At 42.7% G+C, this 26,617-nt stretch carries 21 protein-coding genes; 13 read left to right on the forward strand and 8 right to left on the reverse strand.

Translation table 11 applies throughout. The features are described from left to right. Positions 1-130: 130 nt before the first annotated feature. From ACYQ28_RS16435 to ACYQ28_RS16450, 4 genes are all read right to left on the reverse strand, one after another. Positions 131-1,174, reverse strand: a complete 1,044-nt coding sequence (locus tag ACYQ28_RS16435; RefSeq protein ID WP_460051955.1) for a 2Fe-2S iron-sulfur cluster-binding protein — start codon at positions 1,172-1,174, stop codon at positions 131-133. 331 nt (positions 1,175-1,505) lie between these two features. After that, complete coding sequence (locus ACYQ28_RS16440) at positions 1,506-1,868, reverse strand: group I truncated hemoglobin (protein WP_460051956.1); 363 nt, start codon at positions 1,866-1,868, stop codon at positions 1,506-1,508. A gap of 1,622 nt (positions 1,869-3,490) precedes the next feature. Then, the gene (locus ACYQ28_RS16445) at positions 3,491-4,153 is read right to left on the reverse strand and encodes a 3-oxoacid CoA-transferase subunit B (RefSeq protein WP_460051958.1); all 663 of its coding nucleotides are present in this window, start codon (positions 4,151-4,153) and stop codon (positions 3,491-3,493) included. A 12-nt stretch (positions 4,154-4,165) separates the two neighbouring features. Then, a complete protein-coding gene (locus ACYQ28_RS16450; protein ID WP_460051959.1) occupies positions 4,166-4,867 on the reverse strand; it encodes a CoA transferase subunit A in 702 nt (233 codons plus the stop codon). A 289-nt stretch (positions 4,868-5,156) separates the two neighbouring features. On the opposite strand from ACYQ28_RS16450, the gene ACYQ28_RS16455 reads away from it, so the two are divergent. Next, positions 5,157-6,077: a LysR family transcriptional regulator gene (locus ACYQ28_RS16455; RefSeq protein ID WP_460051961.1), complete on the forward strand. Its 921-nt coding sequence runs from the start codon at positions 5,157-5,159 to the stop codon at positions 6,075-6,077. 254 nt (positions 6,078-6,331) lie between these two features. After that, positions 6,332-7,792: an NAD-dependent succinate-semialdehyde dehydrogenase gene (locus ACYQ28_RS16460; RefSeq protein WP_460051963.1), complete on the forward strand. Its 1,461-nt coding sequence runs from the start codon at positions 6,332-6,334 to the stop codon at positions 7,790-7,792. A 342-nt stretch (positions 7,793-8,134) separates the two neighbouring features. Here ACYQ28_RS16460 and ACYQ28_RS16465 read toward each other — a convergent pair whose 3' ends face one another. Then, a complete protein-coding gene (locus ACYQ28_RS16465; RefSeq protein ID WP_460051965.1) occupies positions 8,135-8,605 on the reverse strand; it encodes an Lrp/AsnC family transcriptional regulator in 471 nt (156 codons plus the stop codon). A 229-nt stretch (positions 8,606-8,834) separates the two neighbouring features. Between ACYQ28_RS16465 and ACYQ28_RS16470 the strand changes: the two genes are divergently transcribed. Further along, on the forward strand, positions 8,835-10,031 hold the full coding sequence (locus ACYQ28_RS16470; RefSeq protein WP_460051966.1) for an amino acid aminotransferase: 1,197 nt from the start codon (positions 8,835-8,837) through the stop codon (positions 10,029-10,031). Positions 10,032-10,073: 42 nt separating this feature from the next. After that, positions 10,074-11,327, forward strand: coding sequence for an HD-GYP domain-containing protein (locus tag ACYQ28_RS16475; RefSeq protein ID WP_460051968.1), 1,254 nt, complete (start codon positions 10,074-10,076; stop codon positions 11,325-11,327). An 86-nt stretch (positions 11,328-11,413) separates the two neighbouring features. Here ACYQ28_RS16475 and ACYQ28_RS16480 read toward each other — a convergent pair whose 3' ends face one another. After that, positions 11,414-12,025 carry a flavin reductase family protein gene (locus ACYQ28_RS16480; RefSeq protein WP_460051969.1) on the reverse strand — a complete coding sequence of 204 codons (612 nt, stop codon included), beginning with the start codon at positions 12,023-12,025 and terminating at the stop codon, positions 11,414-11,416. Between the two features lie 389 nt (positions 12,026-12,414). Between ACYQ28_RS16480 and greB the strand changes: the two genes are divergently transcribed. The 6 genes from greB (at position 12,415) to tadA (ending at position 17,134) form a co-directional block, all read left to right on the forward strand. Further along, positions 12,415-12,891 (forward strand): transcription elongation factor GreB, encoded by a 477-nt coding sequence (gene greB, locus ACYQ28_RS16485; protein WP_460051971.1) that lies wholly within the window; start codon positions 12,415-12,417, stop codon positions 12,889-12,891. 250 nt (positions 12,892-13,141) lie between these two features. After that, positions 13,142-14,395, forward strand: a complete 1,254-nt coding sequence (locus tag ACYQ28_RS16490) for a multifunctional CCA addition/repair protein (protein ID WP_460051972.1) — start codon at positions 13,142-13,144, stop codon at positions 14,393-14,395. Positions 14,396-14,622: 227 nt separating this feature from the next. Continuing rightward, positions 14,623-15,447 (forward strand): cobalamin-binding protein, encoded by an 825-nt coding sequence (locus ACYQ28_RS16495; RefSeq protein ID WP_460051974.1) that lies wholly within the window; start codon positions 14,623-14,625, stop codon positions 15,445-15,447. 66 nt (positions 15,448-15,513) lie between these two features. Then, a complete protein-coding gene (locus tag ACYQ28_RS16500) occupies positions 15,514-15,774 on the forward strand; it encodes a DUF1653 domain-containing protein (protein WP_460051975.1) in 261 nt (86 codons plus the stop codon). Further along, positions 15,771-16,646, forward strand: coding sequence for a putative RNA methyltransferase (locus ACYQ28_RS16505; RefSeq protein ID WP_460051977.1), 876 nt, complete (start codon positions 15,771-15,773; stop codon positions 16,644-16,646). Before ACYQ28_RS16500 ends, ACYQ28_RS16505 begins: the two co-directional genes overlap by 4 nt. A gap of 5 nt (positions 16,647-16,651) precedes the next feature. Beyond that, positions 16,652-17,134 (forward strand): tRNA adenosine(34) deaminase TadA, encoded by a 483-nt coding sequence (tadA, locus tag ACYQ28_RS16510; RefSeq protein ID WP_460051978.1) that lies wholly within the window; start codon positions 16,652-16,654, stop codon positions 17,132-17,134. 119 nt (positions 17,135-17,253) lie between these two features. Here the strand turns inward: tadA and mltF are convergent, their stop codons facing one another. Further along, positions 17,254-18,738, reverse strand: coding sequence for a membrane-bound lytic murein transglycosylase MltF (mltF, locus tag ACYQ28_RS16515; protein WP_460051980.1), 1,485 nt, complete (start codon positions 18,736-18,738; stop codon positions 17,254-17,256). Between the two features lie 657 nt (positions 18,739-19,395). Between mltF and purL the strand changes: the two genes are divergently transcribed. The 3 genes from purL (at position 19,396) to ACYQ28_RS16530 (ending at position 24,729) form a co-directional block, all read left to right on the forward strand. Beyond that, positions 19,396-23,286 carry a phosphoribosylformylglycinamidine synthase gene (gene purL / locus ACYQ28_RS16520; RefSeq protein WP_460051981.1) on the forward strand — a complete coding sequence of 1,297 codons (3,891 nt, stop codon included), beginning with the start codon at positions 19,396-19,398 and terminating at the stop codon, positions 23,284-23,286. Positions 23,287-23,511: 225 nt separating this feature from the next. After that, positions 23,512-24,132 (forward strand): FKBP-type peptidyl-prolyl cis-trans isomerase, encoded by a 621-nt coding sequence (locus ACYQ28_RS16525; RefSeq protein WP_460051983.1) that lies wholly within the window; start codon positions 23,512-23,514, stop codon positions 24,130-24,132. A gap of 282 nt (positions 24,133-24,414) precedes the next feature. Next, a complete protein-coding gene (locus ACYQ28_RS16530; RefSeq protein ID WP_460051984.1) occupies positions 24,415-24,729 on the forward strand; it encodes a DUF3144 domain-containing protein in 315 nt (104 codons plus the stop codon). Between the two features lie 270 nt (positions 24,730-24,999). On the opposite strand, the gene ACYQ28_RS16535 is transcribed toward ACYQ28_RS16530, so the two are convergent. Next, positions 25,000-26,331 (reverse strand): amidohydrolase, encoded by a 1,332-nt coding sequence (locus tag ACYQ28_RS16535; protein ID WP_460051986.1) that lies wholly within the window; start codon positions 26,329-26,331, stop codon positions 25,000-25,002. Between the last annotated feature and the right edge of the window lie 286 nt (positions 26,332-26,617).

Here is a 26,617-nt window from a genome sequence, read left to right on the forward strand (position 1 = left end):
AAGCCTTGAAGCTAACGATATTTTGGCATTTATCGAACGCAACGAGAATTGGCTTTCGGTAAAATTTATTTTTAAGTACATCTCGACAAGGTTTTATGTTGTTTTGATTAAGTCTTAATTTTTATTAATGTTATTGCTTTATTTGTGTGGCAGACACAAAGGCATCACTTTTTATGTTGCGAAGTGCAATACCTTTTAAAAACAGTGATTTTTTCAATTTATTCACAAACGTTTGTGCGCCACAAATAAACGCAGCCTGTGTTGAATAATCTAAAGGCAGGTTTGTGCAGTAATCATAAATATCTACATTGCCTAAAACGTCTACGGCTGGTGTATTTGACGAGCTTTGTTGTGTGAAACTTTTCTGGGTGACAAAGTGAAGCTGTACATTCTTATTTGCGTCGGCCAATTCTTTCAGTTGTTCAAGTAGATAAAGTCCATCGTCTGTTTTAGCGCCAAAGACTAGATGAATAGGTTTGTCGTATCCTTGTTGTAGAGCATCTCTTAAAATGCCGTATAAAGGTGCCAATCCGGTGCTGATTCCGACTAACAACAAGCCGGTTGTCAATTCTTCTAAATCAGATGTGTAAAAACACTGGCCAAAAGGGCCGCTTACTTCGACATTTTTCGAAAGGTCTTGGTTTGATTCTAGCCATAGCCCAAAAACGCCATGGTCATGCTTTTTAACGTGTAAGATAATATTTGAGTCTAAATTGGGCACACTGGCAATTGAATAGCTGCGTGTGTAAGTTGTTTGGTTTGTGTTAAATGATAAATTTATAAATTGTCCGGGGCTGTATTTGATCACCTCAGGTAAACATAACTGATAGACCGAAGCGGATAGATTTTGAATAGATTGTATTTTTACGTGATGATTTGCTTCTAAATTTTGCACTGGCAAGCCAACACTTAAATCATGCTCCGGATAACAACTGCACGCTAAAAAATAACCTAATTTAATTTCAGCTTGATTTAATCCTTTTTGAGATTCTTTGGGTAAATATTTTTTGGTCGCATCTGAAGCTTTCATTAGGCAGCTTTGACAAACTCCAGCTCTACAACTGTTTGGAATTATTATTCCCTCACTTAATAAGGCTTCTAAAACACTGTTTTGCGCTTTTCTAACGACAGTTTTATCGAGATAAGTAATTTTTGTTGTTGTATTGTCTTGCATTTTTACCTCGATATATCTCTTTTTCGTTCAGTTAATTTTTGCTAATAATGTGAGCGAGAATTACACTAATTTGAAGTTGTGTCTAGATTGTTAAAATTTAGATGAGATGAAAACGTGCAGTAAAAGTGGTTAATGAAATTAAAAAAGAATATTCTCACTAACCTTATTTAAGTGTGTCTGAATTTAGGTACTTCTGATTAACCCATCTATGATTCAATCACTGTATTGACATTGAAAATACAATTTTAATCACCTACCGTTCTTGAAGTTGGCGACACATCCTTGTGTTAAGGGAAACTCTAGGTTGATCAGGGTTTCCTAAAATAAAAGATTACTTGTTCAGAACGTCGTCTTTGGTGGTAAGTACAACGCTAATAACAGAATTAATATCTTCTTGCGGTACATTTAATTCTTGAAGTGTTGCAATTAATGCTTCAGCAACTGCGCCAAAATGCTCTTCGGTCAAATGCATATGTTTATGAGCTTCTCGCATGTCCTTGCCGGTGTAGCTATTTGGCCCGCCAAAAGCCATGGTCATGAAGGATTTCTGTTTTGCGTGCTGGGCTTCCATATCGATGGTGTCGAAGAAATGACTGACGCGGTCATCGGCTAATACTTTTCGGTAAAAAATATCTACTGCGGCGTCTACTGCGGCTGCTCCACCTAACTTCTCAAATACACTAATCTCGCTCATGATTATTTCCTAAATTTAAAACTGTTTTGTGCATAAAGATGAATTTGCGGATATTGCTGAGGAATATTTGCAAATCAATATGTTATTAAAAGAATCTATGGTCTTAATCTTTCCCTTAAAAACAACTCATGAAATCGGACGGAATTATCTTTCAGGCTAAAACCATTAAGATTCATATTAAATGAATCTTAATGGTTTGCAAAGATTATTTTTCAATAAACTTGAATAATCTTTATATTAGACACGTTTTTGTTATAGGTAGTGACAGTAGTCTTTGTCGGCAACAAATCGCAATACGAGAGGTTTTGCAGATTAACGAGTTTGTGTGGAATTCGTCTTCAGTATTTTGCGGATTTTAAAGACTGGTTCAATATTCATACAACTTAATTGAATGAAATAGTTTTTAGATCTTCAAAACAGTTATCAGAAACTTATTGATTGGGTGATTGTCTCAGAAAGTCATGAACAGAAGCTGAGCGGAGATCGAATTAGCAATTTTCGATTAATTGCGATATTCGAATATCGGTTTTGTGCGCTAGGTCTAATTTATTCAGAGCTTGTACACAATTTTTCACTGTGAAGCTCAGTGAAAAAGTTACCTTAGCTGTAAGTTCAAACAGTTTTTATGAAGTCCTGAAAAAAATAAAAAATTTTTCTGAACTATCTAAAAGTACATAAGTCTTAGTAGTACGTTGTGAATTAACCCGAATTTAATTTTCAATGTTTCCTAGCGAGATTTTATCTCACATTCCCTAAGGTGTTGCTTGGGCGCTTAATTTAAGCGCCCTTTTTTTTGTCTTTTTTCTTCGTTATCTTTATTCCGTTCTCTAACACCAGTCTTAATTTTAATTTGTCATCAATACGAACTTTGAATTTTAGGTTTTCAAAGTTATTTGTCGTTTTTAACGTGTAATCTTTACAGGTAGTACCTTTGTGGCAGTAGCTTTTTTATATAGGAACCTCTGATTAAATCATTCATGATTTTATCAGAGAGTAGAAATTGAAAAGGCGATTTCCAATTTCTTCACAATTTCAATTACTTACCGTTCTTGAAATTGGCGACACGTCCTTGTGTCACCAGACTCTGGATTAATCAGAGTCCGGTGACAGTTTTATGTCTGAAATATAAATAGCTCTACAAAAGTAATATTACTTATCTTATCGATTAGCTAAATAGGAATTTTGTTTAAACGCTCGATCACTTTACTAACAGCTGAAGGATTAACCGCTGGAGTTTAAAAGGTTATTGGAATCGATGAATAATCTAGCGCTTGCAGTGGAACATTTAAAAAATTCGATGAATCTGTGATGGATGTATTTGGTGTTTATGCAATCGATAGGATTAAAATTTAACTTCCCTGTTAAATTTATTGTTCACCATTCTTAAAACTCAGTAAGAATTCGACGACTATTTGCATATTAGCGTTGGTTTTTAATGCTTGTTGGTGTTGTCTTTGTTGCTGTGTGAATAACTAAATTGTTTTTGAAGCGCTACAAATTGCCGCACAGGTAATAACTGATAACCAGTAATTTTAAAGGAAGGTTGATGAGAGAAGCGGTGGTGCGGGTGGGATAAGAGCACATGCTTGTTGATTGCAGAGGCATGTGCTCTAAAAAGCGTATTAAGCGCTAAAGGTCATTTCTGGAACAACGTCAGGCACTACTAGTTCGCCTGCGGTTTTTTCGATGATTTCTTCAACACTTACGCCGGGCGCGCGTTCTTTTAAGTGGAATTTGCCGTCGGCAATTTCGAGATACGCTAAATCGGTTAATACTTTCTTAATGCAGCCTGCACCGGTTAAGGGTAGGGAACATTGTGGTAATAACTTAGATTCGCCGTGCTTACTGGCGTGAGTCATAGTTACAATGATGTTGTCGGCACCGGCAACAAGATCCATTGCGCCGCCCATACCTTTGACGAGCTTACCCGGAATCATCCAGGAGGCGATGTTGCCGTTTACATCAACTTCAAAGGCGCCTAAAACGGTAAGGTCTACATGGCCGCCGCGAATCATGTCGAAAGAGTCTGAGGATGAAAAGATAGAAGCGCCAGGAATTGCCGTTACGGTTTGTTTGCCAGCGTTGATCATATCTGCGTCAACTTCGTCTTCGGTGGGGAACTGTCCCATGCCCAGCAGACCGTTCTCGGATTGAAACATCACCGACATACCTTCTGGAATGTAGTTAGCTACCAATGTTGGGATGCCAATTCCAAGGTTTACGTAGTAGCCGTCTTTGAGTTCTTTAGCAACGCGTTGTGCCATTTGCTCTCGTGTTAATGCCATGATCGTTTCCCCTTATTTAGCGCGAACGGTGCGTTGTTCAATACGTTTTTCGAAGGTGCCTTGAATGAGGCGATCAACGTAAATGCCCGGCGTGTGAATTTGCGCTGGGTCTAGTTCGCCAGGCTCAACGATTTCTTCAACTTCTACGACGGTGATTTTACCGGCGGTTGCCGCCAATGGGTTAAAGTTTTGTGCGGTTTTGCGATAAATAACGTTGCCAAAGCGATCGGCTTTCCAGCCTTTTACGATCGCGAAATCACCCACTACAGATTCTTCTAAAATATAGTGTTTACCGTTGAACACTCTTGATTCTTTACCGTCGCCGACGGGTGTGCCGTAGCCGGTCGCAGTGTAGAAGGCGGGAATACCCGCGCCGCCGGAGCGCATTTTCTCGGCCAGTGTACCTTGTGGCGTTAATTCAACTTCTAATTCACCAGAGAGCAGTTGTTTCTCAAACAGGGCATTTTCACCCACGTATGAGGCAATCATTTTTTTGATTTGTCGATCTTCGAGAAGTATTCCCAAACCAAAGCCATCAACGCCACAGTTGTTAGAAACGATGGTTAGGCCTTTCACGCCCATGGATTTTATTTGTTTGATGCAGCCTTCTGGGATACCACAAAGGCCAAAGCCGCCGGCAATAATGGTCATGTCATCTGTGAGACCAGCCATTGCTTCTTCGTAGCTGGAAACCACTTTATCAAAACCTGACATAAGTGCTCCTTAGGAGTAGTTTTGCAAATTGAAATGAGTTTTAGGATTTATGCGTTAATTATTCTTATTAGCTTGGGTGGCAATACCTTTTGAGGCAAGTAAATCTCCGAATGGTTCTTCAAATTGTGTGGGAGATCATGGTGAGGTTTGTCACTCGGCTTGAATCCATGATCAGGTAAGTTGATTCATTTATCAAATTTAAATATCTTATTATTTAATTTAACTTATAAAATAATAGTATCTTTTTTATTCAGTTAAAGAGATCGCTCACCACAATCAGGATTGCGCTATGTCGCTAAATGTAACCATTAAACAGCTTTCGGCATTTGTCGCTCTGGCGCAAAGTCGCAGTTTTGCCGAGGCCTGCGAGCGATTGCATTTATCGCAACCGGCGTTGAGTATTTCGATAAAGAATCTTGAGGAGGCACTCGGCGGCGCTCTGTTCTTTCGCTCCACGCGTTCTGTGCATCTAACACCTGAGGGCGAAGCGTTTTATCCCGCGGCTCAACGATTATTGGGTGATTGGCAACAAACCTTGGGCGATGTCGTTAATGCTTTTAACCTAAAGCAAGGGCGATTGATTCTCTCTACAATGCCGTCGTTTGCGGTTTCTGTGCTGCCAAAGGTATTGCGTGAATTTAGAGACCGGTTCCCGAACATCAACATTTTACTGCACGACGTTTTGAACGAATCGGTGATTGATCAGGTGCGTGAGGGGCGCTCTGAGTTGGGTGTTTGCTTTAATCCTGGCAAATCCGACGATCTAACCTTTATTAAATTGTTTAACGACGAGCTGGTGGGTGTGGTATCTAAAGATCATCCATTGGCGTCCCAGTCACGCATCAAATTACCCGAGTTATTACTGTCACCGTTGATTGTTTTACAGGCACCGTCGAGCCTGCGTTTGTACGTAGAACAAACTCTGGCCGCACGTGGTTTGGGTTTTGCTGCGGCTATCGAAGTGAATCAATTAGCAACGGTAGGCCAGCTTGTAGGATTGGGCCTTGGTGTGAGTGTGGTGCCTCGTTTGTGTGAGCAGCAGATGATTGACTCTGGCGCTGTGTGCGTCGCGTTAGATCAACCCATTCTAAACCGCGATATTGGCATTGTTTATCGCACCCGTTTTGCCTTGTCATCACCGGCCATTGCTATGCGAGATCTTCTAGTAACCTTGTTGAAAATAAATAGCGGTGAAAGTAATTCGCTTTAGTTACTATTTTCACCGGTAGTAACGATGAGTTGTCGCGGTGATTTTTGTAATGATTACTGAAATTGCTGTAATTGTTTCAGACTAGTTTGTAGATAAAACCTTATTAACTGTTAAGACCGGGCTAATTTGAGAAACTATTGGCTAAATATAAGGCCAACAACAGACAAACGCTTGAACTAACAGCTTATCGAAATGCATAAAAACAACAGCTTGTGATAGATACACATTAAATTTGAGCTGTTTTAGGAGGATAAATGATCGACCTGAACAAACCTGATTTATTGCGCACACAATCTTTTATTGGTGGCAAATGGATTGATGCAGACAGCGGCGCAACGGTTGCTGTGGTTAATCCGGCAAATGGCGAAACTCTTTGCGAAGTTGCGAGCCTTGGTGCCGCCGAAACCGCCCGAGCCATCGATTGTGCGCAAAAAGCCATGCAAGAGTGGAAGGCTTGGCCCGCTAAAAAACGCTCAAATGTGCTGCGCAAGTGGTTTGATTTGATGATGGAACATCAACAAGACCTCGCCAAAATTCTGACCGCCGAGCAAGGCAAACCCGTTGCCGAAGCCGCTGGTGAAATCGCTTACGGTGCCGCCTATATTGAATGGTTTGCCGAACAAGCCAAGCGTATCGAAGGCGATATTATTCCTGCACCAAGCAGCGATAAACGCTTATTAGTAATGAAGCAGCCCGTTGGCGTGGTCGCCGCAATTACACCGTGGAATTTCCCTAATGCCATGATTACTCGCAAAGCCGGGCCGGCTTTGGCCGCAGGTTGTGCCTTTGTGTGTAAACCCGCCACCGAAACGCCGTTAAGCGCGCTGGCGATTGCGGTACTTGCCCAAGAGGCAGGCATTCCCGATGGTGTGTTTAATGTTGTGGTTGGTAAAAGTTCTCGCGAGATTGGCGGTGAATTAACCTCAAATCCAACCGTGCGTAAACTGACTTTCACAGGTTCAACACCCGTTGGTAAGGTGTTGATGAAACAATGCGCCGATACGGTGATGAAAACATCCATGGAGCTTGGCGGTAACGCACCTTTGATTGTTTTTGATGATGCTGATTTAGACGCAGCCGTTGCCGGAACCATTGCTTCAAAATATCGAAACGCAGGACAAACTTGCGTGTGCTCTAACCGTATTTTGGTTCAAGAAGGTGTGTACGAACAGTTTGCCGAAAAGCTCACTGAAGCGGTTGCGAAATTTAAAATGGGCAACGGCTTTGAAGACGGTGTGAATATTGGGCCGCTGGTTAATGAAAAAGCCGCGCAAAATGTTGCAGAGTTAGTTGAAGACGCAGTGGCCAAAGGTGGCAGTGTCACCATTGGTGGTAAAGCTTCGGATTTGGGTAATTGCTTTTACGAGCCAACAGTGTTGACTCACGTTAATGATTCGATGCGCGTATTTAAAGAAGAAATATTTGGCCCGGTTGCGCCTTTATTTAAATTTAAAACCGAACAAGAAGCTATCGCCATGGCTAACGATACCGAATTTGGTTTGGCGTCTTATTTTTATACCCGCGATTTAGGTCGTATTTTCAGAGTCAGCGAAGCATTGGAATACGGTATTGTGGGCGTTAACGAAGGCATTATTTCTAACGAAATGGCGCCTTTTGGGGGCGTTAAAGAGTCGGGCTCTGGTCGAGAAGGGTCTCAATACGGTATTGAAGATTATCTAGAGCTTAAATATGTGTGCTTGGGTGGTTTGAGTTAAGTTGTAGAAACCTCTGATTAGCTCCGCCGTGATTTAATCAGAGGACAGCAATTGCAAATACGATTTCTATTTTCGTCACAACTTCACTTTCTTCACAACTTCAATCGCTGATTGTTTTTAAATTGATGACACGATCGTCTGTGGTGGGAAGTTTTAGATTAATCAGAGTTTTCTAAACTAATGTTAATTTCCTAAACTAATGTTACGTGTGTTGTAGAGTCAGCGTTCGTAAAAAAGCCCGAATTCATCGGGCTTTTTTTGTGTTTAATTCAATGTAACGAATACTAATAATATGAGCTGTCTGCCGCAGTGTGTATTAATGATATGTTGGAAATACTTTGTTTATAACGGCAGTTCGGTTGTGTATTTTACCTGTCGCAATGCAAAGTTAGAGCTTATAGAGGCAACGCCGGGTAGCGATAACAATTTTGATTTTAGTAGTTCTTCATATTCCGCCAAATCGCGCACAACGATTTTCAATACGTAATCTTTTTCGCCGCTGGTAGAGTAGCATTCAACAACTTCGCGTATGTCTAATACGGCTAGTTCAAAAGATTGACGTGTTATTTGATCGTGTTTGGTCATGTTGATTTGAGCCAGCAAACTGACGTTTAAATTCAGTTTATGGCGATCTAATAAAGTAACACGATTTAAAATAATTCCGTCGGCTTCAAGACGTTTTATTCTCCGCCAGCAGGGCGTGTGCGATAGTCCAACTTTTTCGCCTAATTCCGCCATGGAGTAATCAGCATTTTCTTGCAAAGCGCGAAGGATTTTACGATCGTATTCATCTATCTCGGAGGTTGATGTCATGCGGTTTAGTCCGTGTATCTAAATCTTCTTTCTAATAATAGAAGTAGTTTTGAAAAATGCTCACTTATAAACCAGAAATTCCACGAGTTGATTATTCCCTTTTTTAATACATTTGCGAAAAAAACGCTTTATTTTATTTTCTGAAAAATGTTTTAGATTTTCTGCCTAAATTACTCTAATCTAGCGGCGAAATTTTGACGACATGATAGAAAAATTCTTTGGAGCAGATATGTTCGAAAAACTACCGACACTTCAGGCCGACCCAATATTAGGATTAGTGGCTCAGTGCCGTGCCGATACAAACCCGAATAAAATTGACTTGGGCGTTGGTGTTTTTAAGGATCAGAATGGCTTAACTCCGGTTTTGAAAGCGGTAAAAGAAGCCGAGATTCGTTATCTTCAAGAAGAGAACAGCAAAGCCTATCTGCCAGCAGGCGGCACGGAACGCTTTATTAGCTTGGTCAATGAATTATTGTTCGGCCAAAATCACCCGGTTATCAAAGACAATCGAGTGGCTACCATTCAAGCAACGGGCGGCTGTGGTGCATTAAGAGTTGCTGCGCAAGTAATCCAAAGAGCCAATCCAAATTCGAAAATATGGGTAAGCGACCCAAGTTGGCCTAATCACGTGCCTTTATTAGGCAGCTCTGGTTTAGAGTTCCGTCAATATCCGTACTACGATGCCAGCAAGAACGAAGTTGACTTCGACGCAATGATGGCCGCTCTAGAAGACGCATCGACCGGTGATTTTGTGCTGATTCACGGCAGTTGTCACAACCCAACCGGTGCTGATCTTTCCCAGCAGCAATGGCAAATCGTTACCGAATTTGTACAAAACAGGGGTCTGATTCCATTTATCGACATGGCGTACTTAGGTTTTGGCGAGTCAATTGACGCTGATGCTTTTGGTTTACGTTATATGGCTGAGAATCTTCCTGAATTGGTATTGGCCAATTCTTTCTCGAAAAACTTTGGTTTATACCGCGAACGTACCGGCACCGTGTCAATTGTGGTGAAAGATCCTGCACAAGTGTCCTTGGTGACCAACCAACTACTGAATGTTGCCCGAGAAATTTACTCTATGCCGCCTGCTCATGGCGCTGCTTTGGTTGAAACCGTTCTTGCTGATCCAATTCTGAAAGATTTGTGGATTGAAGAATTAGCACAAATGCGAGGCCGTATTATCGAAATGCGTCATGCCTTGGTTGATGGAATCCAAAAGGCTGGATGTGATGCGAACTTTGACTTTATTAAAAAGCAAAACGGTATGTTTTCGTTCTTAGGTGTCAATGAAAATCAGGTCGAAGAGCTAAAAACGGCCTATAGTATTTATATGACCAAATCCAGCCGCATCAGTATAGCGGGCATCAACAATAATAACTTGCCGTACCTTTGCGAATCTATCGCAAAAGTCTTGGCAAAATAAGTAAAGGGCTCAACGCAGCCCTAGATTCTTAGGGGTGCGTTTATGCCGAGGCATCATTCCAACGGCCACTTTGCCAACGAAGTACAATCAAAAAAAATCCACATTTCTGAGCTTAAAATTGGAATGTGGGTTTCTAAGCTCGAAAAAGACTGGTTAGAAACTCCCTTTCTTATGCAAGGTTTTCTTATCGAATCTATTGATGATATCGAGACCGTTGCGCAATACAGTGAATACGTTTGGGTGGATGTTAGAGAAGAGCATTGGGTCTCTCTTAACGCAAACGCAACCTTAACGCAGGCTCCTACAAAAACCATTTACATCAATAAAATTCCAGTACGAGAAGAAAACGAGCGAATTTATGGTGTTTATCGTGATGCGCGACGGCTGACCAAAAGCCTGTTAGATGAAGTTCGTCTCACCTCTGTGATTAATACACAGCAAGCTAAAACCATGGTTCGCGACTGTGTTGAAAGCGTTTTGAGAAATTCTGATGCCTTAATGTGGATGTCTAAAATCCGCGATCGAGACAGCTATACCTCAGAGCATTGCTTGAATGTTTGCATACTAGCAATTGCCTTTGGTCGTCAGTTGGGGTACGACGAAAACGCGCTCTATGACCTTGGCATCTGTGGACTATTACACGATGTCGGTAAGATGAAAATTCCCCTTGAGATACTGAATAAACCCGGCCCTTTAACCGACGACGAAATGAAAATAATGAAACGTCATTCGGTGTATGGACGAAATTTATTAATGTCGGCTGGCAGCGGCGCTGCACAGGCGGTGGACGTTGCTTGGAACCATCATGAGCGCATCGATGGTCAAGGTTATCCGCGCGGGCTTAACGATGCTCAAATTAGTCGATACTCACGGGTGATAGCGATTGTTGATGCTTTTGATGCCATGACCGCCGACAGAGTTTATCAACCGCCCATTCCCGCTACTCAAGCTCTGAAAATTATCTACCAAGATAAGGGCACGCATTTCGATGCAGAACTTGCTCAAGAATTTATAAAAACCGTTGGTCTTTATCCACCCGGTTCTGTGGTGGAATTAATGAACGGTGAGGTGGGTTTGGTGTTTGAAACCAATCATAAATATCGGCAGTTACCCAAGTTAATTGTGTTGCTCGACGCCGATAAAAATCCTGTTAAAGAAAAAATTGTTGACCTGGCTCAGGTCGAAAAAGGGCAATTAAATCGATCGTATTTAATTAAAGATGTTTTGGTTGATGGGAGTTTTGGAATCTCCGCCAAAGAATACCAGCAGCGCGGACTTATGTTTCGCAGTCGATAATGTATTGGCAAAACGCCACGATTGGATGCTATTCAATTAAGGCCATCTTTTTTAATAGATGGCCTTAATGAATCTCAATTGTTGGTTTATCGCGGTCTAGGGACGGTAATAATTTCACCGAGTCCTGTGTAGTCGTCGCCACCCAGTCTGCCAATGGGTTGCAGTTTTTGCGCATCAATTTTTACGCGTCCATCTTCAAACTCGGTAATTAAGTCGTCATCCACATACACTGCTTTGATTAATCCTAAAATCATTGCTTGCGAATTAGTTATATCTTCTACGCGGTATTTTTCACACGCTAAAGCAATTCTTGCAGCCTTAAGTCTTGGTAAGCGAAAACCTTCAAATTCGCACAGTTCAAGATTTTGCGCGGTTACTTCAGATTCACCTTCTGGGCGTGGACGGGCACTTTCGGTAACAGCGTGGGCCATTTCTTGGTGTGGAATATGGATAACGTACTCACTGCGCTCAATAATATTGGTGCGCGTATCTTTCAATGAGCCATCATTTTTTTTACCCACAGAGATCATCACCAACGGCGGGTCACTGGCAACACCACTGAAATAGGAATAGGGTGCGAGGTTATACGATTTATTCGCGTTTTCTGAAAGTACCCAAGCGACCGGACGCGGTACTATGCTTTGGGTCAGAGTGAAATACCGTTGCGTTGGCGATAATTTGTCCAAATTAAAAATCATGGTGACCTTCCTGATGGTAAACTTGAATGGTCGAAACACTAACGGAAAAGCGTACTAAAACCAAGCCTACAAGCCATGGGATTCATGACGGTGATTTGTTAACATGACCCCAAGAAAGTAAGCCTTTAACGACTTAGAGACTATCTAAGTTACTTAATTACAAAGAGTTTTTATTTTCAATGGGTATTTATAATACTAAAGGAAACTCTGATTAACTTAGAGTTTCCGGCAACACAGGGATGTGTCACCAATTTCAAGAACTATAAGTGATTGAAATTGTGAAGAAGTTGGAAATCGCATTGTTAATTTCTGTCCGTTGATTAAATCATGGATGAGTTAATCAACGGCTCCTAAATACATTAGAACTATTTTCCCGACGGTTTGATATTGTGAGAACACCGCTTATTACCCGCGAAGGCTTCGAAGCGTTAAAAAAAGAACTTGATTATTTATGGCGAGAAGAACGCCCTGAAGTTACAAAAAAAGTTTCTTGGGCGGCAAGTCTTGGTGATCGCAGCGAGAACGCCGATTATCAATACAACAAAAAACGGCTGCGTGAAATTGATCGACGGGTGCGTTATTTACGAAAATCTATCGAGCACTTAAAAGTTGTTGACTATCATCCTCAGCAGGAAGGTAAGGTATTTTTCGGCGCTTGGGTCGAGGTTGAAAATGAAGACGGTGATATCAAGCGTTTTAGAATCGTCGGTTACGATGAAATTTTTGATCGCAATGATTATATTTCAATCGACTCGCCCATGGCGCGTGCACTATTAAAAAAAGAAGTGGATGACGAAGCGCTGGTAAAAACAGACATGGGTTCAAAAGTTTGGATGATTAATTCTATAGAATATCCAAAAAATTAAAGGAAACTCTGATTAACCCAGAGTTTCTCGCGACACAAGGATGTGTCGCCAATTTCATGAACGGTAAGTGATTGAAATTGTAAAGAAATTGGAAATCGCATTTTCAATTTCTGTCCTCTGATTAAATCATGGATGAGTTAATCAGAGGTTCCTAAAACAAACTTGCGCTTGAGTATCTCGGGAATAAATTCGGTATTGATGGTTATTTCATAAATACCGAGTGTAAACACAATATAAGGTTAGAAGTTTGGTGCATAAAAGCGATCATTATTTACAAGCTTATTTAGTCGGCGGTGCGGTTCGTGACGAATTGCTCGGTCGAAACGTTGCCGATCGCGACTGGGTGGTGGTTGGCTCTACGCCTGAAGAAATGCGACGTTTAGGCTATGAACAAATTGGCAATGAATTTCCGTGTTTTTTACATCCCGTCACGAAAGAAGAATACGCACTTGCGCGTACCGAGCGCAAATCTGGGGCAGGTCACAAGGGGTTTATGTGCGACTTTGATCCCAATATTACTCTTGAAGAAGACCTTATTCGTCGCGATCTGACGATTAATGCCATTGCTAAAAACGACAGCGGTGACTATGTTGATCCCTACGGTGGTATCGACGATTTAAATCAGAAAGTGTTACGTCATGTTTCGCCTGCATTTGTCGAAGATCCACTACGAGTTTTGCGTGTGGCTCGATTTGCGGCTCGCTATAAAGATTTAGGATTCTCTGTTCATGCTTCTACACTTGAGTTAATGAATCAACTGGCCCAGCAAGGCGAGTTAAATACATTAACGCCCGAACGAGTTTGGAAAGAAATTTCGCGAGCACTGACCGAACCGAACCCCAGTGAGTTTTTCCGAGTATTAAAAGCCTGCGATGCACTCGGAAAAATATTACCCGAGCTGGATGCCTTGTTTGGTGTTCCTCAGACGGCACAATATCACCCCGAAATCGACACGGGTGAACATGTGATGCTAAGCATTGATTACGCACGTAGGGCTTTTAATGATGCTTTAATTACCTATGCCGTATTACTTCACGACTTAGGAAAAGGTATTACGCCAAGGGAATTATGGCCAAAACATATTGATCACGAAAATTTGGGATTACCACTCAGCGACGCGGTATCAAAACGTTTGCGAGTTCCCAAAGATTATCGAGAGCTGGCCAATGCGGTAACCAAACATCATTTACGAGCGCACTGTTTGCAAGAGATGAAGCCGAGCAGTGTTTTACGATTGTTAGAAGACTTAGATGGCTTTCGGCGTCCGGTGCGTGTTGAGCAATTTATTGCTGCCTGCGAGTCTGATGCTCGGGGTCGATTAGGGTTAGAAAATAAACCCTATCCGCAGGCACAATATTTATTAACGGCTCTTCATGCTGCAAAATCTGTTGATGTGCAACCCTTGCTTGATAAGGGTTATCGTGGCTTAGATTTAGCCGAACAATTACGACAAATAAGAATTAAGGACGTTAAAAAAGCACTTAAAGAGCACGTTTGCGATTAGTCTAGTTGTTCTTTAATCAAGTGGTTCTTTAATTAAATTGTTCTTGGTGGCAGTTAAAAAGCTGTCTCTGGGAATTTTCTTAGAGTGTTATCTGTTTTCTCTCAAATATCTAACACATCACCGATTTACTCAGTTAATAATTAATGCAAAAAATATTTAGAGCTATTTCATTTCTCAGCTGTGTCTTTTTCGCTTTTGTTTCGAGTGTGGCCTCGGCAAAAATTCCTATGGAGTCTGACTCAATTGTAGTGATAGACGATCTAGATCATCAATTGAAATTGAAAGTTCCTGCCCGTCGCGTGATAAGCTTGTCACCTCATTTAACGGAAAATGTATTTACGATTGGCGGTGGTGATTTTTTGGTAGGTGTTTCTGCGTTTAGTGATTTTCCAAAACAGGCACAGTTGATTGAGAACGTCGGCGATTTTCAGGCGTTAAATATCGAAAAAATTATATCTCTCAAACCGGATTTAATTTTAATTTGGGCCGATGGTAGCAATTATTCCGGCTTATCGGTATTTGAAGAGCTAGGCATTCCCATTTACTGGTCGCAGCCTAAAAATCTCGACAGTATTGCTCATGAACTGAAAAATTTGGGTGTTTTATTCGGTTTATCTGCAATGGCGAATCGAGAAGCAGAATCTTTTTTGCAGCAATTAAATCAATTAAAACACTATGCCAATCAGCCAGCCGTAAAAACTTTTTTTCAGGTTTGGGATAATCCTTTACAAACCATCAATAACAGTACATTGATTGGCAACATTATTGATTTATGCGGAGGTGAAAACATTTTTGCCGATGCCATTGCAAAAGCTCCGTTAGTTTCAATCGAAACTGTCATTGCTAAAAATCCGACTATTATTATTGGCACCGATGAGCGTGATGGCACGGCCGACTGGATAGAGGATTGGCAAAAGTGGCAATCGATTTCTGCCGTTGCAAACCAACATATTTATTCATTTAATGCAGATCATTTAGTTCGTCACACCACACGCGTTATGGTTGGAGTTCAAGAGATTTGCCAAGCACTTGATACCGTTCGCAGTCGCTAGGATTTCGTCAAGACAAACGGTAACATGACAATATTCAGAAAAACATATTTATTTGAGTTTGATTGTATGACCAAAACCATTCCAGTTGGAATCTATAAACATTACAAGGGTAAAGAATATTTGGTAATGCACATTGCCAAACACAGCGAAACCGAAGAGCGTTTGGTGGTTTATCGCTGTTTGTACGGAAAATACGATGTCTGGGTACGTCCTCTTAAAATGTTTATCGAATCGGTAATGGTGAATGACGAACCTGTGCCGCGCTTTGAATTTATTCGAGTTCCCTCGGATATTGAATTGGAAAAGTTGAGCAGTCGTTTTCAATGAGTATTTGGTGGACCTGCCCTTTGTGCAATCAGTCTTTATCAATCGACGGTGCCAACGCCGCTGCCGGTGGCTCGTCTGAAAGCGTATCAAAACAGGGTAATCGCTTATCGTGTATGAATAATCATAGCTTTGATATAGCCAAGCAAGGTTACGTGAATTTATTGCCCGTACAGAACAAAGGCTCGAAAAATCCAGGCGATTCAAAAGACATGATTCGTGCTAGAACCGATTTTTTAACAGAAGGGCATTATTTGCCGTTAGCCGAAACACTATCTGATGTTATTAAACAATTGATATCTACAGATAAAAATCTCAATTCGGGTTTGGATATAGGTGCCGGTGAAGGTTATTTTTCTAATAGTATTGTCCAGACAAATACAGTACTCAAAGATCGCTGGTACCTTTTAGATATATCTAAAGAAGCCATTAAATCGGCAGCAAAAAAATTTGTTCGCGCACATTCTGCGGTTGCCAGTGTGTTTTCAATTCCGTTAAAGCAACAGTCGGTGGATTTTGTGGTACAAGTATTTGCTCCTGCAAGTGTTGATGAGGTGAATAAGGTGCTTAAAGATTCGGGATATTGGCTGCAAGTTTTTCCCGGAATGACCCATTTAAAAGAGCTTCGAGCTGCTATTTATCCAAAAGCGATTGAACATGAACCTTGGCCGGTACCTAATGGTTATAAAGAGGTACAGCTAATTCCGGTTAATTTCACTATGCATTTAACAACTGCTGCGGTACGAGCAAACTTGTTGTCAATGACACCCATGGTTTGGAAGTGCTCTGAACAATCACGTTTAGATTGGCAGAATCAAGGTTGTGAAAATGTTCAGGCGGATTTTTTAATTCGTGTTTGTCAGCGTGATTCGTAAACGCAATGAACGATGAATATTGGATGAGCCAAGCGTTGGAATTGGCACAAAAAGCTCGCGAAATCGGTGAGGTTCCGGTAGGTGCTCTGGTCGTTCGTGATCAACAAATTATTGCAAGCGCTTGGAATGCTCCGATCAGTTTGTGTGATCCAACGGCGCACTGCGAAATTTTGGCGTTAAGGCAAGCGGCTCAAAAGATTGGTAATTATCGATTAGTCGATTGTGATTTGTATGTGACGCTAGAACCTTGCGCAATGTGTACCGGTGCGATCATTCACAGTCGCGTGAAGCGGCTTGTCTACGCGGCTACAGAACCTAAGGCTGGTGCTATTGAAAGTCGATTACGGCTTATTAATGAAGGCTATGGTAATCACTACCTTGAGGTTGTGGGCGGTGTTTTGGCAGAACAAAGCTCTAATCTGATCAGCAGCTTTTTTAGCGAGCGGAGAAAGCAAATTAAGCAGCAAAAACAGTCTTCGCAGCAATAATTCTCTTAAAAACAAACCTCGCAACAACACTAAAAAACCCGCTGTTTTTAAGCGGGTTTTTAATTTTCTATCAGCTCAAATGATACTGAAAGCTCTCGCTGTGCTTAAATTGATCGCAATTAAAGAAGAGGATAGTTGAAGTCTTCTAGATCTTCGCTTTCGTTTTGGAAGGTAACCGGGCGAACATCAGAATGTAATTCTGTAGATTCGGCAGCCAATGCACGATTATTGGTGAAGGTGTCGTGCCACGTGATGATTGCGTAATAACGGCGAATGTTTTCGACGTATTGTACCGGCTCCCAACCGCGGGCATAGCCGTGTTTAACAGTTCGATAGTATTTACGTTTCGAAAGCAGAGGTAAATATTGCTTCACTTCTTGCCAGCGGTCGGGATTGCCACCGGCGCGTTCGGTTAAGATACGAGCGTCTTCCAAGTGACCCATACCAACATTATAAGCAGCAAGTGCCATCAATGTTCGATCTTCGCCTTGAATTCGCTCAGGAATACGCTCGAAAATACTTTTAAAATATTTGGCGCCGCCGTTGATGCTTTGTACGGGATCAACGCGGTTGGTAACACCCATTTCGGCAGCCGTTGCTTGGGTGAGCATCATGAAGCCTCGAACACCGGTGCGTGAGCGCGCTTTGGGATTCCAGTGAGATTCTTGATAACTAATCGCCGCCAGCAATTGCCATTCTAAGTTAAATTCAGCGCCTGCATCGCGCAGATGTTCTTCCCAGTTCGGCAATCGAGTTTCAATTTTTTTGGCAATCGTCAAAGCGCCACTTTGATCGAGATCGATTTCGTTTTGGTAGGTGCTCATCCAGCTAGCCAACTGGCCCGACTCTTTAATCGAGTCGAAATATTCTTGGGCTTTAAGATATAGGCTTGAGTCAACTTGATTCGGGAAAGCCCAAGCTAAACCTTGATTGCCTTCTAGCTCTATGGCAACCCCAGCTCTGGGGTAAATCTTTTCGGTTAGCGAGAATACGTTCGAATCGACCATGGTGTAATCGATATCACCATTGTGAACCATCTCGATTAGATCGACCATTTCAGCTTCGGAGTGCTCAGCCCACTGGATTTTGGGGTGGCTTTTTTGAATGTCTCGCAGTCGTTGGGCGTGAGCGCTGCCAGCCATCACCAGAATTTTTTTGCCGACAAGATCTTCATAGGATTCTGGCTTTGGATTGCTTCGGTTATAGATGAGCAGTTCACTGACGTCGGTGTAGGCTTGGGTGAACCGGACAAACTCCGCGCGTTCAGACGAGGCAGTTAAACCAGCCGCCGCAAAGTGTGCTTCTTTGTGAGCTACCTTGGCGATGATGCGGTTTAAATTTTCTTGTTCTTGGATGACAAGTTCAACGCCTAAAAAATCGGCGAAGCCCTTAGCGAGATCGTATTCGAGACCGGTTAAACCCTGTGGGCCTTCGAAATAAGTTGTAGGACCGTTGCGTGAAATAACGTTCAGAAATCCGTCTGCATAAACATTTTCAAGTTCAGTTGGCAGGTGGCTACCGGATAGGGGCGAACAGATTCCGGCCACAAATGCTGTGGCAACCGAAAACTTAATCGCTCTTTTAATGAACGTGACAAAAGGCATCTTACGGATCATTCTCTAAAGGTAATTGCACTGTAGTTAATCAAAACTGAACGAGCCTGGGTAAAAAGTGCGCGAATTTTAATCGTCTGAGACGAGAAGCGCTAGCTTGAAAGCTATTAAAAATTATAGTAGCGGCGGTCTAAAATTTTGATACTAAATTAGAAGCTGCTTATGTTTCCTGTCTTGAAAATTACGGTTGATATAGTACTTACTTACTTTGGGCGCCATCCTAGCTGGTGGTTATCAATATTTTTTGATAACTAAAGCTCTAACTCGGTTTCTTTTTTAGACGAAAAATGTTTAAAAAAAGTTTATTTGTGATGAATTTTGCAAACCATTTTTGACAAAATTTTCATTGTTGATTTGAGCTAAAACACAAAAATCCGTATGGAAAACGAACTAAAATCAGCCGATGTAATGAAATTGTGTGCAATTTATGTGTTAAATCTCACTTGAAGGCTATTTATATAACTAAATCTTGATAATAGCTTCGCTTTGCTATGCCAAACTTAATGTTCAGATGAGTTGAAAATTTCGTTCGGTGTTCGGGTGCCAGAGGTATTCAATTCAAGTACAATTGCGCCCCTAAATTTTCCGGTACTGATGGTTAGTATCGGTTCTGTCCGTTTATACCCCGATCTGAGGCATTTTGAATCAATGTTAATCCTGCCTGGAACAGAAGCCCTATCTTCGTTTCGCCGCGAAAAACTCCTAAAGACACTGGTAGAGCTGGACTCAAGTGTTGAGTCAGTATGCGCACATTTCTATCACGTCATCTCATTTCGAGAAGGTTTTTCTAGCGATAACCTAACCCCAGAACAACGCAGTATTATTGATAAATTGCTAGAGTACGGGCCAAAAACAGACGCAAGTTCATCCGGTATTGCCTCTGAGTTTACGAAACAGTTCATCGTAAGTCCTCGCATCGGTACTATTTCTCCTTGGTCATCAAAAGCAACGGACATCTTCAAAAATGTTGGGCTTCAATCCGTTGCCCGCGTTGAACGGGTGATTGTTTATTCTGTGACCGGACAATTGCAGTCGCAAGAGATTCTTCGTCAGCAACTGTTTGATCCAATGACTGAAAGTATTTTTGATAGTTTTGACGCGCTTAATGAGTTGTTTGTTATCCGAACGCCGGCACCGGCAACATCGATTGATGTTTTAGGCGGTGGACGAGACAGTCTTGTTAAAGCCAACCAAGAGTTAGGCTTAGCGCTTGCCGAAGACGAGATCGATTACTTATTAAAAGGCTTTGAAGAGCTGGGCCGCAACCCAGTTGATGTCGAGCTGATGATGTTTGCTCAGGCGAACTCAGAGCATTGCCGCCATAAGATCTTCAACGCTACCTGGACTTTGAATGATCAAGATCAGCCGAATACCTTATTCGGTATGATTAAGAACACCTACAAACTGTCTTCAGAAAATGTGCTTTCTGCATATTCCGATAACGCTGCGGTTATGACCGGACACCATTGCGGACGTTTTTACCCAAATCCTAGCGATCAATCCTACGGTTTTAACTCAGAAGATGTTCACATCTTAATGAAGGTTGAAACCCACAATCACCCCACGGCAATCGCGCCGTTTCCGGGCGCTGGTACCGGCTCGGGTGGTGAAATTCGTGATGAAGGCGCGGTAGGTAAGGGCTCTAAACCAAAAGCCGGTTTGGCAGGATTCACAGTCTCTAACCTGATGATTCCCGATTTTAATCAGCCTTGGGAAGAATACTACGGTAAGCCTAATCGCATCGTTTCGGCCCTGGATATTATGATTGACGGCCCGATAGGTGCGGCTGCGTTTAATAATGAGTTTGGACGCCCGAATCTATGCGGTTATTTCCGAACCTTTGAGATAGATTTTGACGGCGAGCGTCGCGGCTACCACAAACCGGTAATGATTGCGGGCGGTTACGGCAACATTAAAGCAGAGCACATTGATCAAGAAACCTACGCTCCGGGCTGCAAGCTTGTGGTATTGGGCGGCCCTGCGATGTTGATTGGCTTGGGTGGTGGTGCGGCTTCATCGATGGATTCTGGTAATTCGTCGGAAGATCTTGATTTTGCGTCTGTACAACGTCAAAACCCAGAAATGCAAAGACGTGCTCAAGAGGTTATTGATCAGTGTTGGCAGTTGGGTGCGAATAACCCCATTGCCTTTATTCACGACGTTGGTGCTGGTGGTTTGTCGAATGCTTTCCCTGAGCTTGCTAAAGATGGCGGCTGCGGAGCCTTATTTGAATTGCGTGAAATTCCCAACGACGAGCCGGGTATGAGCCCCTTGGCGGTTTGGTGCAACGAATCTCAAGAGCGCTACGTTATGGCCATTAAACCGGAAGATCTCTCGGTATTTGAAGCCATTTGTAAGCGCGAACGTGCCCCTTTTGCTGTAGTAGGCGAGTCGATCAGCGAACAAAAAATTGTGCTCAATGATCGCTATTTCGATACCAAGCCTGTGGATTTACCCATGTCTTTGCTGTTTGGTAAGCCACCTAAAATGCATCGCAGTGCCTATAAACACAGCGGCGTAACCCAGGCTTTTAATTGTGAAGACATTGAGCTTAACGAAGCCGCCGAACGTGTTTTAAAGCACCCAACCGTCGCTAGTAAAAATTTCTTGGTAACCATCGGTGATCGATCTATTACCGGCCAGGTTGTTCGTGATCAGATGGTTGGTCCTTGGCAGGTTCCTGTGGCCGACTGTGCGGTAACAACTTCTTCGTTTGACACCTATTGCGGCGAAGCCATGTCGATGGGTGAAAGAACACCGTCGGCATTGATCAATGCACCTGCTTCTGGTCGTATGGCGGTAGCTGAGGCTATAACCAATATTGCCAGTGCGCGAATTCAATCTCTTTCAGACATTAAGTTGTCGGCCAACTGGATGTGCGCCAGCGGTCATAGAGGTGAAGACGAAAAGCTGTATCGAACCGTTGAAGCCATTGGTATGGAGCTTTGTCCAGAATTGGGAATTACCATTCCGGTTGGCAAAGATTCAATGTCTATGCGCACAGCATGGCAAGATGACGGTGAAGAGCGAGCAGTTACTGCGCCGCTATCGTTGATTATTTCCGCGTTTGCGCCGGTGACCGATGTACGTAAAACCGTTACGCCGCAATTGCGTTTTGATCTGGGGGATACTCGACTTCTGTTGATCGATATCGCTGCCGGTCAATTGCGTATGGGCGGGTCTATCTTGGCTCAGGTTTATGGTCAGATGGGCGATGAAGTTCCCGATGTTGATCAACCTGCCGTGCTGAAAAGCTTTTTCACTGCCATGCAAGAAAGCTTGGAAAACGGTGAAGTTGTTGCTTATCACGATCGCTCTGACGGTGGTCTGTTCGCGACCTTAGTAGAAATGGCCTTTACCGGCCACGTTGGTCTTGATATTGATCTATCGGGAATGGGCGAGTCGGTTTTAGAGATTCTGTTCAACGAAGAGCTTGGCGCAGTTATCCAAGTTAAAGAAGAGCACCTGGCAGCAATTACCTCTCGTTTTGCAGATGCTGGTGTCATGGTTCGCGACTTGGGTGGTTTGAACGACGAGAACCAAGTTCGTATCAGTTTTAACGGCGAAGTGATTTTCGATCAGGCTCAGTCTTATCTGCAACAGCTTTGGAGCGAGACCAGCTTCCGTATTCAATCGCTACGCGATAATCCAGTTTGTGCGCAACAAGAGTTCAATCGAATTCTTGGCCGTAACGACGGACTTAGCACACGTCTGACCTTTGATCTTAATGAAGACATTGCAGCGCCTTATTTAAATCTAGGTGCAAAACCTAAGGTTGCGATTTTGCGCGAGCAGGGTGTTAATGGTCATGTTGAAATGGCCGCTGCTTTCCATAAAGCGGGTTTTGATTCTGTCGATGTGCACATGAGCGATCTGCTCAGTGGTCGTCGAGACTTAAGTGAGTTCAAAGGACTTGCGGCTTGCGGTGGCTTCTCCTACGGTGATGTTTTAGGCGCTGGCGAAGGTTGGGCTAAAACTGTTCTGTTTAACAATCAATTGCGTGATCAGTTCAGTGCGTTTTTTACTCGCTCAGAAACTTTTAGCTTGGGGGTGTGCAACGGTTGTCAGATGATGAGTAATCTTAAATCGCTGATTCCCGGAGCCGATCACTGGCCGCGCTTTGTACGCAATCGGTCCGAGCAGTTTGAAGCTCGAACTAGCTTGGTACGCATTGAAAATACGCCATCAATCCTCATGTTAGGTATGGCGGGTTCTCATATGCCAGTAGCTGTTGCCCATGGTGAAGGTCAAGCTGAATTTATCGACGGCACACATTTGCAGGCTTGTATCGATTCCGGTACGGTGGCTATGCGTTATGTTGATAACGGCATCGAAGTCACCGAAAACTATCCGGCCAACCCTAACGGTTCGCCAGATGGTATTACTGCGCTGTCAAGCACAGACGGTCGGGTAACGATTATGATGCCGCACCCTGAGCGTGTGTATCGTGCAGTTTGTAACTCTTGGCATCCCGATGAGTGGCAGGAAGACGGCCCTTGGCTGAGAATTTTCAGAAATGCGCGTGTATTTGTTGGTTAAATCCATAGGTGGCCAAGCCGCCTGAACATCAAAAACCCAGCTTAGGCTGGGTTTTCATTTATGTAGGTTAATCAAAATCGGTTAATTTTTTGAACAGTTTAGTGATTAAGGCTTTATTTTGATGAAGCGTTAATGTGACGAGTTAAGGCTCGTGCTAAGTTTTTTAAGTTTCGATTTTCTAATTTGATTGCCTCTTTAATCTTAAATAGACAAAGAGTGTTTGCTATGACGAATAAATTTTCGACGAACGAACAAAAAGCCAGTTACGGTATTGGCCGTCAGTTGGGCGATCGTATTTCAGAAAAACCGTTCACCGGTTTTGATGTAGAAGCGGCCGTGGCGGGTTTTATTGATGGCTGCAACAATGCGCCATTAGCGGTTGATGTAGACGCAATTAATGCTGCATTCGCAGTCATCCAGCAAGTCATGGCAGAAGAAGAAAAAGCAAAAGCGGCAACACTTGGCGCTGAAGGTCAAAAATTCCTAGAAGAAAACGCCGGAAAAGACGGAATTATTTCTCTAGATTCGGGCCTTCAATACGAAATTCTTGTTGAAGGTAGCGGCGAAAAGCCAACCCGTGAGTCTACCGTTCGCACCCATTATCACGGTACCTTAATTGACGGCTCTGTTTTCGATAGCTCTGTAGCGCGTGGAACTCCTGCGGAGTTTCCTGTTGGTGGCGTAATTGCAGGTTGGACCGAAGCGCTGCAAATGATGCCTGTTGGCTCAAAATGGCGTTTGTTTGTGCCTCATCACCTAGCGTACGGTGAGCGCGGTGCTGGCGGTAAGATTGGACCATACTCAACACTTATTTTTGAAGTTGAGTTGTTAGATATTGTTGGCTGATAGTTAAGGAAACTCTGGTTAACCTAGAGTTTCTTGCGACACAAGCTAGAGTTTCTTGCAATACAAGTATGTGTCGTCAATTTCAAAAACGGTAAGTAATTGAAATTGTGCAGAAATTGGAAATGGTATTTTCAATTTCTGCCCTCTGATTAAATCACGGATGAGTTAATCAGAGAGTCCTTAAGTTTGATCATCAGCGAATAGGCTGCGATTTTGTGGAAAATGCTTTCTGCAAATCATAGTGTTCAGGTTTTGAAAGTACGATTTTTTCGGAATTTTTAAATGTCGTCTAGCGATAACAATACAGAAAATCTTTTGTGGAATTTAGTAGATAACCTTATCGAACAAACTAATGTTGCCTGCGAAGAAGGTTTAAATCCGGGTGATGCACATCAAGCTCTTATGTATGCTTGCGCGCGCTTTGGAGCGTTTATTGTTGCTGATAACAGTGAGTCTAAAGCAGATTTTATTGAAGACGAAAAAGACGCTAAAAAATTCTATCTCGATCAGTTTCGATCGTTTTTGCACGAAAACTTCGACGAGTATCGCGAAAACTTTAAGCATTACGTGGGTGATAAAGACGCTTCGGAATCTTAATTAGCAGTCTGAATTTACAATAATAAAAATATTTAGGTTTTTATCATTGCTCTAATCTCTCTGTTTTTAACGTGCCATTAAAAATAAATTTCAAAAAAGGGCGTGTAAATTTGTACCAGTAAAGTCCTTAGTTATTTTTTTCCAAATTTATCCGTAAAAGTCAAAGCTGGTAGTGTTTAAAAAGCCGCTGATTAACTGTTTCACAATGTTAATCTTTTTTCATTTGGCTGTTGGCAACACGTCCTTGTGTTGCTGAAATCTCTGATTAATTTATTTTTTCATTAAATCCAAAAGTGCAAGTACGGTAGCTTCTACGCCCGCTGTTACCGAAGGTTCCGGTGAAATTTTAAATAACGGTGAATGATGACTGGCAACTGCTGGACCACCGGCTGCGGCGGCGGCTAAATCTTCCGCAGGTGTTCCGCCAACGGTAAAGTAGACGCTTGGAATATAGGGTTCGGTAGTGAACATAGGGAAATCTTCAGCGCCCATGCCTTGAGGCAATAGACTCGAAACCGAAGTCTCACCCATTTCTGCCGTCCAAACATTCTTAAGGCGCTTGGCTAAATCGATGTTATTAACCGTTGGTGGTACGCTTTCTTTAGAGAAAATAACTTCCGGTAACTTATCTTCAGGAAGACCCGCAACACGCCCCATATTTTCGGCAATACGTTTAATGCCTGACAATAAAAGCTCACGAGTTTCTGGATTAGTATTGCGCACGGTTAACTGTAGGTGAGCCTCGTCTGAAATAATGTTGTGTTTGGTGCCGCTGTGGAAAGAACCCACCGTCACAACACCGGGTTGGCGCGGTGATAATTCTCTAGAAACCAAAGTTTGTAGCGCCAGAACAATTTGTGAGCCCAAGACAATCGGGTCTTTACCGGCGTGTGGACTCGCACCGTGGGCGCCAACGCCGTGAATGATAATATCGACGGAATCGGAGCCGGCGTAAGGGCTGCCTTCTACCACGTTAATTTTACCGGCCTCTAAACCCGCAGCTACATGCAGTGCAAGCGCGTAATCGGGTACGCCAAATTTCTCCCAAATACCGTCGTCCATCATGGCGCGAGCGCCGAGAATACGTTCTTCAGCTGGTTGTCCCACGAGCATTAAGGTGCCAGACCATTGATCTTTCAAGGCTTGCATTCTACGCGCGGTGCCAATCAAGCTGGTAATGTGCATATCATGACCACAGGCATGCATTACAGGTACTTCATTCCCAGTAATGGGATCTTTTTGTGTGGCCTTAGATGAATAAGGTAAGCCGGACTTTTCCTCAACCGGCAAGCCGTCCATGTCGGCACGCATCATAACCAGAGGGCCTTTGCCATTTTCCATGATGGCAACTAAACCTGTTCCGCCCACGCCTTTAGTGACTTTGAACCCAGCCTTTTTCAGCTCTTTAGCGACACGATCAGAGGTTTCGTTCTCAACCAAGCTTAATTCTGGATTGGCGTGAAAATGCTTAAACAGTGGGTCTAAATAGGAGTCATAATCTTTTTGGATGGTTGTAGACAGCTGACTTTCAGCTTGTGTCACACTTGCAGTCGCTGCGGTTACCAATGCAACGGCTGTCATCAAATTCTTCATAGTCTTCATGATCACTGGGCCTAATGAGTTGATCTAACAGATTTATTTTTAAACTCTAGGTAAGACGAACATGATGAGCATGCCCGGATTTTCAATGAAATCCCAATTTGTTGAGTTTTGACGTATACAGGTAGAGTTGCAGGCGAAATAAAAGAAGGAAATTGAGTATTAATCAAAAGATTCGACGTGAATACAATGGAAAGTAAATTATCATAAAAAGAAAATTTGTAATTACTTTTTCCAGTTTGATGTTTGCTGGATTAAATCAACGAATGTTGTTGAGACATTAAAATTG

This window comes from Sessilibacter sp. MAH1 (genome assembly GCF_054658315.1).